This is a genomic window from Janthinobacterium sp. TB1-E2, from assembly GCF_036885605.1.
GTDB classification, from domain to species: domain Bacteria; phylum Pseudomonadota; class Gammaproteobacteria; order Burkholderiales; family Burkholderiaceae_D; genus Janthinobacterium; species Janthinobacterium aestuarii.
Genome location: NZ_CP142523.1, coordinates 3,833,195 through 3,846,359 on the forward strand (window position 1 = coordinate 3,833,195; position 13,165 = coordinate 3,846,359).

The window sequence follows — 13,165 nt, forward strand, 5'->3', positions numbered from 1 at the left end:
AAATTACTACAACAAGCAGGATAAGCAGGAGACAGCCTTGCACAAACCCGACACGCGTACGGTTTCGAACCGGATCGCGCAGCAATGCGCGCGCGCCATGCAGGCCGATGGCCACGACCCCGCCGAGTTTTTTCAGCGCACGGGCATCACGCCGGCGCAGCTGGACGAACCGGGCGGCCGCATCAACGCCGAGCGGCACCGCCGCATGACGGCCTACGCCCAACAACTGCCGCAGCACCGCGGCTTGCTCGACCTCGACGTAACGCACTGGTTCGCGCATTACTCGGGCATCGCCCACGTCTGCTTCAACCGCCCCACCCTGCGCAGCGCGCTGCACGAGCTGCTGCACTTGCGGGGATTGATCGGCGAATTCGATTTCATGCTGATGAGCGAAAATGGCACGCGCATCGAGATCGAATACCTGTCCGAGTTCTGCCCGTCGGGCGGCGCCATGCAGGCGCTGGCCAATTTCCGCATGCTGTCGCTGGTGGCGCGCGCCTACGACGATGGCGCGCCCACCGCCTTCCGTGCCGGATTCCAGGGCAAGGCGCCATGGTTCGCGCCGGCCATTTCCGAGTGCTTCGGCGCCGCCGCCACCTTTGGCCAGGCGCGCAATACATTGACGTTCGACGCACCGGCGCTGAACCGGCCCTTCGCCCAGTTCAACGCCATGCTGGCGCCGCACGCGCTGCGGCACGCGCAGGGGCAATTGCAGCAGCTGCAGGGGGCGCAGCTGTTTTCGGCCCGCGTGGAGCAAGCCATCATCGATCTGCTGGGCCGGCAAGGCGCGGGCGACGCCGATAGCGCCTCGCTGCTACCGGCCCTGTGCGACGGCCTGGCGATGAACCGCTGGACCCTGCAGCGCCAGCTGCAGCAGGAGCAGACCTCGTTCCGCGCACTGGAACTGCGCGCCAAGAGCCGCGAATCGCGCCGTTTGCTGCGCGAAACAAGCCTGAGCGTGGCGGAAATCGGCGACCGCCTGGGCTTTTCCTCGCAAAGCGCGTTCACCCGCTTCTTCAAGAACCAGTTCGAACTGCCGCCGGCACGCTACCGGCAGGATGCCGCCGGAGCCTAGACGTTCAGTTGCCGGTTCATGGCGACGATGTCGTCATGGCTGGCATGCGCGCCCAGCTTGGCGAACTGCGCCGGCATCCGGTCGCGTATCGCGGCCGCCTTGCCGGGAACCGCCGCGGCAAGCGCCCTGGCCATGGCGGGCGCCTCAAGGTCGCAACAGTAGGCGGGGGTGCAGGGCTGCTGGCGCCAGGACTGCGCCAAGGTGCCGCCATCGACCGCGTCAAATCCGGCCTGCTCCACCAAGGTCATCGCCGCCTGCATGGCCATCGGGTCATCTCCGGCGACGGCAATGGCGAGGCGGCCCGGCGTGCCTGCGGGCTGGCCCAACGCGGCCAGCGTATGCGCGAGCACATTGTTGAAGGCCTTGACCACCGGACGCCCCAGCTGGGCCGACACCCAGACGCTTTCGGCCATGCCCGCATCGATCTGCGCAATCGCCGCGTCACGCATGCCAGGGTAATAATTACTGGTGTCGATCACGGTGACCTGCGGCGGCACCCCGTCGAACAGGCCGGCAGGCAGGCTGGCCATGGCCGGCAGCGGTATGGCCAGCACCACCACGTCCACGCCATCGACGGCGCCATGCACATCGGCCGGCACAGCGCCGATGTCGTCGGCCACGCTTTGCACGCCTTTGACGCCGCCGGAATTGGCTATCTTCACCTCATGGCCGGCGGACAGCAGCTTGCGCGCCAGGGTTGCGCCGATATTTCCCGTTCCAATAATTCCTATCTTCATGTTCATGAGCTCCGTGTCGTTGATCGTCCAATCTGCTGTGATTTTAGGAGCCTTATGCAATAATGGGAAGTACCCACCAAAAAGTAAGTAACCCACATATCATGACAAAACAACGGGAATGGAATTGTGGCGATCCGCAAAATCGCCGAGACTGGGCCGACGCCACCACCGAGACCTTGCGCGTACTCGAAGGCAAATGGAAGATCATCATCCTGTGCCAGCTGTTTGCGGCCAAGGCACCGTTGCGCTTTTCCGACCTGGAGCGCCTGATTGAGGAAGTCAACCAGAAAATGCTGATCCAGCAGCTCAAGCAGCTGGAAAAGGACGGTATCGTCGTGCGCAAGGTCTATGCGCAGGTACCGCCCAGGGTGGAATATGCATTGAGCGAGATCGGCCATGCGCTGGGACCGTCGATGCAGGCGCTGATCGAGTGGGCCGAACTGCGGCGCGCACGCCTGGCGCACGCCGCTGCCGATCCTGCCGCGCCAGATTAAACCTGCGGCGCAGCCCTTGCCTGCGGCCGTATCCGGAACCAGATCGCATACATGGCGGGCAAGAACACCAAAGTCAGTACCGTGCCGGCAAACGTGCCGCCGATCAGGGTATAGGCCAAAGTACCCCAGAATACCGAATGGGTCAGCGGGATAAACGCCAGAATGGCCGCCAGCGCCGTGAGGATCACGGGACGCGCGCGCTGCACGGTCGCTTCCACCACGGCGTCGAACGGCGCCAGGCCGGCCGCCTCGTTCTGGTGGATCTGGCCGATCAGGATCAGGGTATTGCGCATCAAAATGCCCGACAGCGCGATCAGGCCGACCAGCGCATTGATGCCGAACGGCTGCTGGAACAGCAGCAAGGTAGGCACCACGCCGATCAGGCCCAATGGGCTGGTCAGGAACACCATCACCATCGCCGAGATCGAACGTACCTGCAGGATGATCATCAGCAAGGTCAATGCCAGCATGATGGGGAACAGCGGCAGCATGGCTTGCGTGGCCTTGGCCGATTCCTCGATGGAGCCGGCCTGCTCGATGCGGTAGCCGGCCGGCAGCTTGTCGATGACCGTTTGCAGCTGCGCCGTGATGGCGCCCGAGACGTCGGGCGGCTGCATGCCGTCGGCGATGTCGCCGCGTACGGTAATCGTCGGCTGGCGGTCGCGCCGGCGCATCACCGGTTCTTCCGAGCGCACCTCGACGCTGCCAACCTGCGACAGCGCGATGCGCTCGCCATTCGCGCCGGCTAGGGTCAGGTCGGCGATGCGCGCCGGGTCCAGCCGCACGTCGCCGGCCGCGCGCGCCACCACCTGCACCGTGCGGATATCTTCGCGCACGGCCGTAACGGGCACGCCGCTGAGCAGGAACTGCAGCTGCTGCGCCACCGCGGCCGACGTCAGGCCCATCGCCTGCAAGCGCTCCTGCTGCAGGCTGAAATGCAGGGTCGGCGTACGCGTGCCCCAGTCCGTATTCACGGTACGCATCAAGGGGCTGGCCTGCATCACGGCTTGCACCTGGCCGGCGACGCCGCGCAACACCTCGGGATCGGGGCCGCTGACCCGGTAAGCGACGGGGAAAGGCGAGTAAGGGCCGAACACCAGTTGCGTGACGCGCACCCTGGCCTCGGGCGCCAGCCCGGCGGCGACGGCCACGCGCAAGCGCTGTTTCAACGCGTCGCGCGCCTGCTGGCTGTCGGTGCGCACGACGATCTTGGCAAACGACGGGTCGAGCAATTCCGGTCCCATCGCCAGGTAAAAGCGCGGCGCGCCCTGGCCCACATAGGCCGTGACGATCTTCGCCTCGCTCTGGTGCGCCAGCCACGCTTCCACCTTGGCCGCCGCGCCGCTGGTCTGCCCGATCGCGCTGCCGTAGGGCAGCTGCACTTCGATCAGCACTTCAGGACGGTCCGATATCGGGAAAAACTGCTTCTTGACGACGGCCATGCCCAGCACGGCCAGCACGAACAAGCCGATCACGGTGCAGAACACCAGCCATTTGCGGGCGATCACGCGCCCCAGCAGCCGGCGAAAACGGTGGTAGCGCGGCGTGTCGTACAGCGCATCATGGCCGCCGGCGACGTGTTTGAGTTCAGGCAGCAGCTTCACGCCCAGGTAGGGAGTGAACACCACCGCCACCACCCACGAGGCGATCAGGGCGATGCCGACGATCCAGAACATATTGCTCGTGTATTCGCCGGCGCTGGAGCGGGCAAAGCCGTTCGGCATGAAGCCCACGGCCGTGACCAGGGTGCCGGCCAGCATCGGCGCGGCCGTGTGGCTCCAGGCATAAGCGGAGGCGGCGATGCGGCTGTAACCCTCTTCCATCTTCACGACCATCATTTCGATGGCGATGATCGCGTCATCCACCAGCAGGCCCAGGCCCAGGATCAATGAACCGAGGGTGATGCGGTCGAAGTTCTTGCCAGTGGCCGCCATCACGATGAACACCACGGCCAGGGTCAATGGCACGGCGGCAGCCACCACGATGCCGACCCGCCAGCCCATGCTGATAAAGCACACCAGCATCACCACCAGCAGCGCGGCGAGGAACTTGAGCATGAATTCGTCGACGGCCGCGCCGATATTGACTGCCTGGTCGGTGACCTTGGCCAGGCTCATACCCAGCGGCATGGCGGCGCCGATGGCCGTCACTTCCCCGTCCAGCGCCTTGCCCAGATCCAGCCCGTTCCAGCCGTCGCGCATGACCACGCCCAAGAGCAGCGCCGGTTCGCCGCCATTGCGCACCATGAAACTGGCCGGATCTTCCTGGCCACGGCGCACGGTGGCGATATCGGACAGGGCCAGGGTGCGCCCCTGCGACGCCACAGGTGTATCGCGGATCTTTTGCAACGCGTCGAGCGCGCCGTCGAGGCGGATGAATACCTGCGGCCCGCGCGTCTCGACCGAGCCGGCCGGGCTCAAGGCATTCTGGCCGTTCAGCGCGGCGAACACGTCCTGCGCCCGCACGCCCAGGGTGGCCAGGCGCTCCTGCGAAAACTCCACGTAGATGCGTTCGGCCTGCTCGCCGATGATATTGACCTTTTTCACGCCCGGCACGTGCAGCAGCCGCTGGCGCAGGGTTTCCGCCTCGCGCACCAGAAGGCGCTGCGGCTCGCCCTTGGCCTTCAGCGCATACAGGGCAAAGGTGACGTCGGCGTATTCGTCATTGATCATGGGGCCGATCACGCCGGCCGGCAAATTGGCCGCCTCGTCGCCGGCCTTCTTGCGCGCCTGGTAAAACTCGGCCTGCACCTGCTCGGGCGGCGTGCCGTCGAGCAGGGTCAGTGTCGTGAAGGCCAGGCCCGGCGTGGTATAGGTCTCGGCCCGTTCGTACCAGCGCAGCTCCTGCAGGCGCTTTTCGATCTTCTCGGCCACCTGGTCCTGCATTTCGCGCGCGCTGGCGCCGGGCCAAGCGGTGACGATAGTCATCACCTTGACCGTGAACGCAGGGTCTTCCGCGCGACCCAGCTTGAAGAACGACAGCAGACCGGCCAGCGAAATGAGACAGATCAGGAACAGGGTGACGGAACGTTCGCGCACGGCCAGCGCGGACAGGTTGAAGCCGGCCGCGCTCATGGACGCACTCCCGCGGCGGCGGCCACTGGCACCTGTTCGACCCTGACCTGCTCGCCCTGGCGCAGCAGATGGGCGCCCAGCGCGACGATGCGTTCGCCCGCCTTCACGCCATCCACGTCGGCACCATCCTCGTGCAGCCGCAGCAACCTGACGGGCCGCCAGCTGACCTGCGACGGCGCGCCGCCGATCACCCACACGCCCTGCCCCTTGCCCGCGTCATGCAGCGCCGCCAGCGGTACTTGCACGCTGGCGGCGCCAGCATGCGCGCCGGGCAGGCGTAAGGTGACGGTGGCACCCAACGGCGCGCTTGACAGCGCCGCGTCGAGCACATAGCGCGCCTCGAAAGTGCGCGTTTGCCGGTCCGCCGTCTGCGACAGTTGGCGCAAGGTGGCCGGCACGCCGGCACCCGGCCTGCCGAACAGGGTAGCCTGGCCCGTGGAGCCGAGCGCGGGACGCAAGGTTTCAGGCAGCTGGATCGCCGCTTCGCGCCGGCCGTCATGGGCCAGGCGCACCACCACCTGCCCGGCCGCGACCACCTGGCCCGGTTCGGCCAGGGTGTCCATCACGACGCCGTCGGCGTCGGCCAGCAGCACCGCGTACTGCAGCGCATTGCGCGCCACCCCGGCCTGGGCTTCGGACGCCTTGAGCTGGGCGGCGGCCGCGTCAGCCGCCGCCTTTACCTGGTCGTAGCTGGATGCCGAGATGGCGCCCGTGCCGCGCAAGTCGCGGTAGCGCGCTTCTTCATCCGCCGCCTGGCGCGCGCGGGCGCGGTCGGCGATGACTGTTTCGTGGCGCGCCTGCGCCAGCAGTTGCAAGTCGTCGGCGTCGAGGCGCATCAATGGCTGGCCACGGCGCACGGCCTGGCCGGCGTCGACCAGCCGTTCGCGCACCTTGCCGGCCACGCGAAAACCGAGATCGCTCTGCACGCGCGGCGCGACCACGCCCGTGAAGCTGCGCGTGCCCGCCTCGGCGCCCTGCACCGTGACGGCGCGCACCAGCGGCGTGGCCGTGCGCGGATCGGCCTGCGCCTTGTCGGCGCAGGCGCTCAACACCAGGGGTAAAGTGGAAATGACAACAGATGAAGCGAGGCGGCGCCAGCGCATAGGAATTCCATGAATGAGTGATCAGAGCCCCCATTCTGGTACTAGTGACCAATTAAGTCAATCGTCACTTATCATTGAAGCGGCTATGGCGACAAACTGCGCAACACCAGACTGGACAGCTGCACCACGGCCGTTTCGCTGCTGTCGACGCTGTGTTGCAGCAGCAAGGGATTGACGTAGGGGCGCATCACCAGGTAGATGGCGCTGGCCGTTTCGTCGAGCGGCGTCTTGCGTTCGAAGTCGCCCGTCTTGCGCCCCTGCTGCAAGATATCCTGCAGCAAGGCGCCCATCGCCAGCTCGTAGGCCTGCACGGCCGGCCAGCGTTCGGTGGCGGCCGATGCGGCGATGTCGTACAGCTTGCGGTCCTGGAAAAACAGCCGCAAGCTGGCCTCGACGCTGGCCTTGAACATGCGCCGCAGCTGCTCTGGCGGCCGCCCGGCCGCCGCGACAGCCGCCTTCACCTCGGTCTCGATCTGGTGCAGGCAGTTGCCGCAGATATGCTCGCCGATCGCTTGCTTCGATTCGAAGAACTTGTAGATATAGGCCTTGGAAAAGCCGATTGCCCTGGCCAGGTCGGAGACAGTCGTCTTTTCATAGCCGTAGCGGCTGAAGTAATCGGTGGCGGCGGCAACGATCTGGTCGCGCACGTCGTGGCCGGCGGGGCCGCGTGCTGGGCTGGGTGTGTCGGGTGTGGTGGAATTCATGGCGACAGCTTAACGCGCCGCGCCGGAATGCACAATAAGTGACCAAAATGTATTATAGTCACACATTATTCTCTTTTGAACTGGAAGACCACCATGCCACTGCCACGCCTGCGCCTCCCCTGTCTGCTGATCGCTGCCGGCCTGGCCGCCACCGGCTGCACCGTCGGCAACGATTACCACCGGCCCGAGCTGCCGCAAGCGGCGCAATACCTGCACCAGGCGGCGCTCGGCGCGCGCCAGGACGCTGACTCTGCCGAACTGCGGCAGTGGTGGACGGCCTTCGGCGATCCGCGCCTGACCCGCCTGGTGACGGTGGCGCTGGCGCAAAACCTCGACCTGGCGCAAGCGCAGGCCAGGGTCAGCCAGGCGCGCGCGGCCATCGGTGCGGCCGACGCCGCGCTGCTGCCGTCGGCCAGCCTTGGCGGCCAGGCGGCGCGCGCCTACCAGTCCGTGCAAACGCCGCTGGGCCAAGTCTTGAACACCACGCCAGGCTATGAACGCGCCGGCAGCGCGCGCGAATTGAACCTGCAAGCATCGTGGGAACTCGACCTGTTTGGCGGCCTGCGCCGCGAACGCGAAGCGGCGCGCGCCGATTACGCAGCCAGCGAAGCGGGATGGGCCGCCACGCGGCTGTCCGTAGCGGCGCAAACGGCCGACCTGTACCTGACGATCCAGGGGCTGCAGGCCCGGCTCGACCTGGCGCGCCGGCAGGTCGGCACGGACGCGGCGCTGCTGGAACTGGCCACGCTGTTATATGACAAGGGATTGGCGAACGAGCCGGCGCTGCGGCAGGCCGAAGCGTCGCTGGCGCAGGCGCGCGCCGTCGTGCCCGGCCTGGACACGGCACGCGAAGTGGCGCTGCATGCGCTCGACGTCATGCTGGGCGCGGCGCCCGGCACTTATGGCGATGACATGGCAGCCGCCGGCGTGATGGCGCGCGCGCCGCGCATCACGGCCGGCGGCTCGCCGGGCGAACTGCTGCGGCGCCGGCCCGACCTGATCGCCGCCGAACGGCGCCTGGCCGCCGCCAGCGCGCGCACCGGCGCGGCCGTCGCCGAGTATTACCCGAAACTGAGCCTGGGCGCGCTGTTTGGCAGCGCCACGGCCGGCGGCGCCCTGTTCGGCAGCGGCTCCGGCCAGGCCGCCGGCATACTGGGCCTGCGCTGGCGCCTGTTCGATTTCGGCCGCATCGACGCGCAGATCGAAGCTTCCCGTGGCCAGGAAGCCGAACTGCTGGCGGCCTACCGGCTCGCGGCGCTGCACGCCGCCGAAGACGTGGAAAACGCCGGCTCGGCCCTGCTGCGCCACGAAGAACAGGCCAGCTTGCTGGCGCAAGGCGTGCATGCGCTAGAGCGCGCCCGCGCCGCCGCGCTGGCCGCCTACGAGAAAGGTGTGGTCAGCCGCCTTGACGTGCTGCAGGCCGACTCCCGGCTGCTGCGCGCAGCGGACGCACGCGAACAGGCGCAAACGGCATCGGCGCGCGCTGCCGTCGCCACCTACCGGGCGCTGGGCGGCGGCTGGCAGACGCCGCAGGCGGGGACGGAGGCAGTGGCAGCCCGGTAAATGCCGATGGCGGCCATGCCATTATTGTTCCACCGCTGCCTGGCGCGGGCGGTGGAACAGCATTGCCTTTTGAGTAAGTTTTCCGCATACTCGTACGCCCTACCTTTCCAATGCCTTTGAACATGACCATCAGCCTGCGCCCCGTCACGGCCGACAATTTCGACATCATCAGCGAACTGCCCCTGCTGCCCCAGCAGCGCGACTATCTGGCCAGCAACGACTATTCGATCGCGCAGGCCAGCTTTTACCCCGCCACCATGCATACGCGCGCCGTGTATTGCCTCGAGGAGGTGATCGGTTTCCTGATGTTCGTCTCGCCTGACGACGACGATCCGCCCGGCCACTATCAGATCTGGCGCTTCATGGTCGACCACCGGCGCCAGGGACAAGGCCATGGGAGGGCTGCGCTCGCCCTGGCGCTGGCGGAAATCCGCGCCCGACCGGATGCGCGCAGCATCGAGATTTGCTACAAGCCGGGCAATGCCAACGCTCAAAAATTCTATGCCAGCATGGGCTTCGTGGAAAAAGGCATGGATGCCGATGGCAACGACATGCTGGCAGTCATCGAACTGGCTTAACTGTCCTGCGCTGCGTTCGCATCGACCCTGGCATCGAACGCCAGCCGCGCCGCATCGATGGCGTCGCGGTGGCCATGCGCCCAGGCGCCCAGCGCGCTGATGGGGACTAATAGCGAGCGGCCCAGGTCCGTCAGGGCGTAGTCGACGCGCGGCGGCACGGTGGGAAACACGGTGCGCGTCACGAGGCCATCGCGCTCGAGCCCGCGCAGGGTCAACGTCAGCATGCGCTGCGAAATGCCGCCGATCAGGCGGCGCATCTCGTTGAAGCGCTTGGTGCCATTGCCCAGCAAGATCACCACCATCACGCTCCATTTGTCGCCCACGCGCGTGAGGATGTCCGTGATCGGGCGGCAGGAAGCGGCCACGCCCGCATGGCCGCCCTCGTCGCGCATGCGCCGCTCCAGTTCCGCCCCTTGCGCGGCGGCGTCGCCAATAGTCACATCCGTGTGCCCCAGTGTGGAAAAAGTGCCTTCTTGCGCGTTCATTTGATAGTCACTATATTTACCTCGGTTACAAAAACATACCACCCGATCATACCACCCAAGAAGGCCCATATGAACATCCTGCATATCGATTCGAGCATCCTCGGCGAGCATTCCATCAGCCGCCAGTTGTCCGCCGCCATCGCCGCCCGCCTGCAAGCGGCCGCGCCTGGCGCCACCGTCCACTACCGCGACCTGGCTGCGCAACCGTTGCCGCAATTTACGGCCGCGCCCAGCGACACCGACGGCGCGGCGCTGGTCGGCGCGCTCGAGCAAGTGCTGGCCGCCGACGTCATCGTCATCGGCGCGCCCATGTACAACTTCGCCATCCCCAGCCAGCTCAAGTCGTGGCTCGACGCGCTGGCCGTGCCAGGCAAGACCTTCCAGTACGGCGCCAACGGTCCCGAAGGTTTGCTGGGCAGCAAGCGCGTGATCATCGCCTCGACGCGCGGCGGCTACTACGGCGCCGACACGCCGATGGCCAGCCTGGAACACCAGGAAAGCCATCTGCGCGCCTTCCTCGGTTTCCTCGGCATCACGCAGATCGAGATCGTGCGCGCCGAAGGCGTCAAGGTCAGCGACGCAGCCAGGGCGCATGCATTGACGGGCGCTTTCGAGCAGATCGGCGCGCTGCAAGCGGCCTGATGAGTGCCAACTGCGCCGCACGCCGGTGCGGCGCAGTCCATGGTGGCCAACCGGCAAGGAAGCGCCAGATGCGCTAAGCTGCGGAACCCCAACCACAAGGACCACCATGACCCTGATCATCGTCGCCACCATCGATGCCCAAGCCCAACATATCGACGCCGTGCGCGCCGCCCTGGAATCCGTCGTAGCACCGAGCCGCGCGGAAAGCGCCTGCCTGCGCTACGAACTGCACCTCGACAACAAGATTCCCACGCGCTTCATCATGCTGGAAGAATGGACCGACAAGGCAGGCCACACGGCGCATGAAGCGACGCCGCACTTCAAGACGCTGGTCGCCGCCGTGGGCGACAAGGTCGTCAAGATCGACATCGCGGAATTGAGCAAGCTGAAGTAAGGCCGGCGCGCCGCGCTAGCGCGTGGCCGTATTAGAAAGTTGCCATCTATAATGTGGCAACTTTTCTTTATGGCCATCATGACTCCATTTTCCTGCATACGCGGCGCCGCAGCGGCTGCCGCCTTGACGCTCTGCATCAGCGCGTCGGCGCAAGCTCCCCTTCCATTGACCAAGCTGGTGGGCGAATACAATCTTGCCTCGTCGGCGACCGTGCCGGCCAGCACCTGGGGCTATTCCAAGGGACGCATTTTGGTCAAGCAACTCGATGAGCGGCATCTGATGATCGTCCTGTCCTGCGAGTGGAAACGCGAACCGAAAGCCGTCTGCGGCGATTATTTCTATGCCCAGCAGCGCGACGACGGCCTGTATCTGCAGGACATGAATACCTTCGCCATGCGCCTGTACTTCGATCCCGCCACGCGCAAGCTCACCATCATTTCGCGCGGCGCCGACGCGAAACAGAGCGTGCGGCATGACGTATTCGCCGCCACCACCGCGCCGCTCACGGACCCCGCCCTCGTGCGGCGCATGAAGCGCGAACTGTCGAATGCCGACAGCAAGGAAAACCGGCGCGTGTTCGGCCCCTACACCAAGTGGGACTACCAGGAAAACCGCATTGAATTCCAGCGCCAGGACTTGACGGCGCCGTGATGGCGCGCCTGGGCGGGCTTCAGACGCGATACGGTCTGGCCCGCAATGGGCCTGGTCGGCCGACGAGGGACCTAGCGTTTTTCAATTCCGATCATTTTTGGCGGCGATGGATCTTTTCTGCGCTCGCATACCAATACGCGCAAAGCGACAGCTAGCGACACGCCATTTGTGTGCAAGTATTTTGCCGCCACAGCGGTGCCAAGCATTTCCTGGAAAATAATCGCCACATCTATTTTTTGTGCGGTCAATGCGTCGATCCGCCTGGGATGATCAAGCTCCAACTGCACGAGGCCACCGATGTAATTTTTATTTACCATGTAAATTCATGTCAAGTATGGAACAGGCACCGTAACCTCCCGCTTCGGGACTACCGTAGTTCGGCAGCCCCCCTCATTGATCTTTTTCCAGTATCTTGCGTATCTCTGCCCTTACTCTGTGGATACGGCTTCGTACAGTTCCCATCGGGCATCCCATCCTTATTGCAATCTCGTCATAGCGCATACCTTCATCCTCGCGCAACAATAATGCCTTTTTCAAGGGCGCCGGCAAATTGGCGATTAATCGAATAATTTCCATCCCCGTTTCCATTGCACTGCATATCTCTTCCGGACTATCTTCATGAACCATTTTCAATGCACCAATGGAATAATCCGTATCATCAATTAAATCAAGCGAACTTGATTTAATTTCCCCGTCACCACGATAATCAGACCTTATACAGCGCATGGCCATTGAATATAACTTTGGATAAAACATCGAACACCCACAACCTCTTTTAAACCATAGAAAAACATTGAAAAATATAAGCTGAACCATGTCATCGATATCTTCCTCGCGAGGAATGGACTGACTTACCAAATTTCTTATGCGGATACGATATCTGATATACAGCGCATGAAATGCCGATGCAGTATTCACACAATTAATTTCTAATGAGAAATTTTCATTTCCATCGGACATGCATCACTCACTGTAGACAAAGTTGATCTCATATCCTAGCAGCAAGAATATATCCTCAAGCTAACACCCAAAAGAACATTGATTTATATCAATACATGCAATACAAGATATTTAATATTATAAAAAAATAAATCTATATTCCATCAAGAAATAATTAACCATGAAATGTTTTTTATGCACGAAAAAATAACACTGTTCCAGACTTAATTAAATCTATTGAGGTAATTAATGTTTCCTTATAGAAATTTTCTATTGATAGCTTATTGACGTGTTCGCCTTCGTGCGCAAGGATAAATGTTTATGTAGTAATATTAAAAAAAATATTCAAAGCATTTTGGGTGAGCATTCCTGATGAGTAAAAAAACAAGCACTTCATACGTCATCGAGTTTACGCAGCGAACGACGCGGGTATTGAGGTCGCTCAATGTGGAGTCTGGACGAATGAAGATTGACATCAAAGATACGGCGATGCCGTTCGACACCCGAATAGTCGATGCCTGGATCAGCATCGAAGACGGCATCCTGTGGCTGGAGCATGAAACGGGAGATGAGCATACGGTGAGAATCAGGCTTGCCACGGTGCTGCGCTGGTCGCGTCAACCCAAATGGTAGCCAGGCTGCCGGCGCCACGCGGCAGTTTTTGCCACCTTCTCTGCTACAGTTTCTTCATGCCACCCTGCTGAAAGCGGGGTCGGGCGCAATACC

Annotated in this window: 15 protein-coding genes; 8 read left to right on the top strand and 7 right to left on the bottom strand. The window is 63.5% G+C overall.

Annotation, left to right across the window (positions count from 1 at the left end):
* Window positions 1–37: 37 nt before the first annotated feature.
* On the top strand, window positions 38–1,075 hold the full coding sequence (locus OPV09_RS17080) for a helix-turn-helix transcriptional regulator (RefSeq protein WP_338678872.1): 1,038 nt from the start codon (window positions 38–40) through the stop codon (window positions 1,073–1,075).
* Here the strand turns inward: OPV09_RS17080 and OPV09_RS17085 are convergent.
* Window positions 1,072–1,908, bottom strand: coding sequence for an NAD(P)-binding domain-containing protein (locus OPV09_RS17085; RefSeq protein ID WP_072453431.1), 837 nt, complete (start codon window positions 1,906–1,908; stop codon window positions 1,072–1,074). The genes OPV09_RS17080 and OPV09_RS17085 overlap by 4 nt on opposite strands.
* A 5-nt stretch (window positions 1,909–1,913) precedes the next feature.
* Between OPV09_RS17085 and OPV09_RS17090 the strand changes: the two genes are divergently transcribed.
* Window positions 1,914–2,306, top strand: a complete 393-nt coding sequence (locus OPV09_RS17090) for a winged helix-turn-helix transcriptional regulator (protein ID WP_034755697.1) — start codon at window positions 1,914–1,916, stop codon at window positions 2,304–2,306.
* Here the strand turns inward: OPV09_RS17090 and OPV09_RS17095 are convergent.
* The 3 genes from OPV09_RS17095 to OPV09_RS17105 all read right to left on the bottom strand — a co-directional run bounded on the left by OPV09_RS17095 (window position 2,303) and on the right by OPV09_RS17105 (window position 7,187).
* Window positions 2,303–5,380 (bottom strand): efflux RND transporter permease subunit, encoded by a 3,078-nt coding sequence (locus OPV09_RS17095; RefSeq protein WP_338678873.1) that lies wholly within the window; start codon window positions 5,378–5,380, stop codon window positions 2,303–2,305. The genes OPV09_RS17090 and OPV09_RS17095 overlap by 4 nt on opposite strands.
* On the bottom strand, window positions 5,377–6,483 hold the full coding sequence (locus OPV09_RS17100; protein WP_338678874.1) for an efflux RND transporter periplasmic adaptor subunit: 1,107 nt from the start codon (window positions 6,481–6,483) through the stop codon (window positions 5,377–5,379). The genes OPV09_RS17095 and OPV09_RS17100 overlap by 4 nt, the downstream gene beginning before the upstream one ends.
* A gap of 83 nt (window positions 6,484–6,566) precedes the next feature.
* The gene (locus OPV09_RS17105; RefSeq protein WP_331776415.1) at window positions 6,567–7,187 is read right to left on the bottom strand and encodes a TetR/AcrR family transcriptional regulator; all 621 of its coding nucleotides are present in this window, start codon (window positions 7,185–7,187) and stop codon (window positions 6,567–6,569) included.
* Window positions 7,188–7,280: 93 nt separating this feature from the next.
* Between OPV09_RS17105 and OPV09_RS17110 the strand changes: the two genes are divergently transcribed.
* Together OPV09_RS17110 and OPV09_RS17115 are read left to right on the top strand one after the other, a co-directional pair.
* Window positions 7,281–8,750 (top strand): efflux transporter outer membrane subunit, encoded by a 1,470-nt coding sequence (locus OPV09_RS17110; RefSeq protein WP_338678875.1) that lies wholly within the window; start codon window positions 7,281–7,283, stop codon window positions 8,748–8,750.
* 122 nt (window positions 8,751–8,872) lie between these two features.
* Entirely contained in the window at window positions 8,873–9,328 is a 456-nt protein-coding gene (locus tag OPV09_RS17115) for a GNAT family N-acetyltransferase (RefSeq protein WP_338678876.1), read from the top strand.
* Here the strand turns inward: OPV09_RS17115 and OPV09_RS17120 are convergent.
* Window positions 9,325–9,720, bottom strand: coding sequence for a winged helix-turn-helix transcriptional regulator (locus OPV09_RS17120; protein ID WP_034755682.1), 396 nt, complete (start codon window positions 9,718–9,720; stop codon window positions 9,325–9,327). The genes OPV09_RS17115 and OPV09_RS17120 overlap by 4 nt on opposite strands.
* Before the next feature lie 162 nt (window positions 9,721–9,882).
* On the opposite strand from OPV09_RS17120, the gene OPV09_RS17125 reads away from it, so the two are divergent.
* The 3 genes from OPV09_RS17125 (at window position 9,883) to OPV09_RS17135 (ending at window position 11,500) form a co-directional block, all read left to right on the top strand.
* Entirely contained in the window at window positions 9,883–10,455 is a 573-nt protein-coding gene (locus tag OPV09_RS17125) for an FMN-dependent NADH-azoreductase (RefSeq protein ID WP_338678877.1), read from the top strand.
* Window positions 10,456–10,561: 106 nt separating this feature from the next.
* Complete coding sequence (locus tag OPV09_RS17130; RefSeq protein WP_338678878.1) at window positions 10,562–10,849, top strand: putative quinol monooxygenase; 288 nt, start codon at window positions 10,562–10,564, stop codon at window positions 10,847–10,849.
* A 78-nt stretch (window positions 10,850–10,927) separates the two neighbouring features.
* The gene (locus OPV09_RS17135) at window positions 10,928–11,500 is read left to right on the top strand and encodes a hypothetical protein (RefSeq protein WP_338678879.1); all 573 of its coding nucleotides are present in this window, start codon (window positions 10,928–10,930) and stop codon (window positions 11,498–11,500) included.
* Window positions 11,501–11,571: 71 nt separating this feature from the next.
* Here OPV09_RS17135 and OPV09_RS17140 read toward each other — a convergent pair whose 3' ends face one another.
* Window positions 11,572–11,817 carry a hypothetical protein gene (locus OPV09_RS17140; protein ID WP_070302697.1) on the bottom strand — a complete coding sequence of 82 codons (246 nt, stop codon included), beginning with the start codon at window positions 11,815–11,817 and terminating at the stop codon, window positions 11,572–11,574.
* Window positions 11,818–11,890: 73 nt separating this feature from the next.
* Window positions 11,891–12,460 (bottom strand): sigma-70 family RNA polymerase sigma factor, encoded by a 570-nt coding sequence (locus tag OPV09_RS17145; protein WP_331776411.1) that lies wholly within the window; start codon window positions 12,458–12,460, stop codon window positions 11,891–11,893.
* Window positions 12,461–12,901: 441 nt separating this feature from the next.
* Here OPV09_RS17145 and OPV09_RS17150 point away from each other — a divergent pair, with 441 nt between their 5' ends.
* Window positions 12,902–13,072: a hypothetical protein gene (locus OPV09_RS17150; protein ID WP_181878101.1), complete on the top strand. Its 171-nt coding sequence runs from the start codon at window positions 12,902–12,904 to the stop codon at window positions 13,070–13,072.
* The last annotated feature ends 93 nt before the right edge of the window (window positions 13,073–13,165 follow it).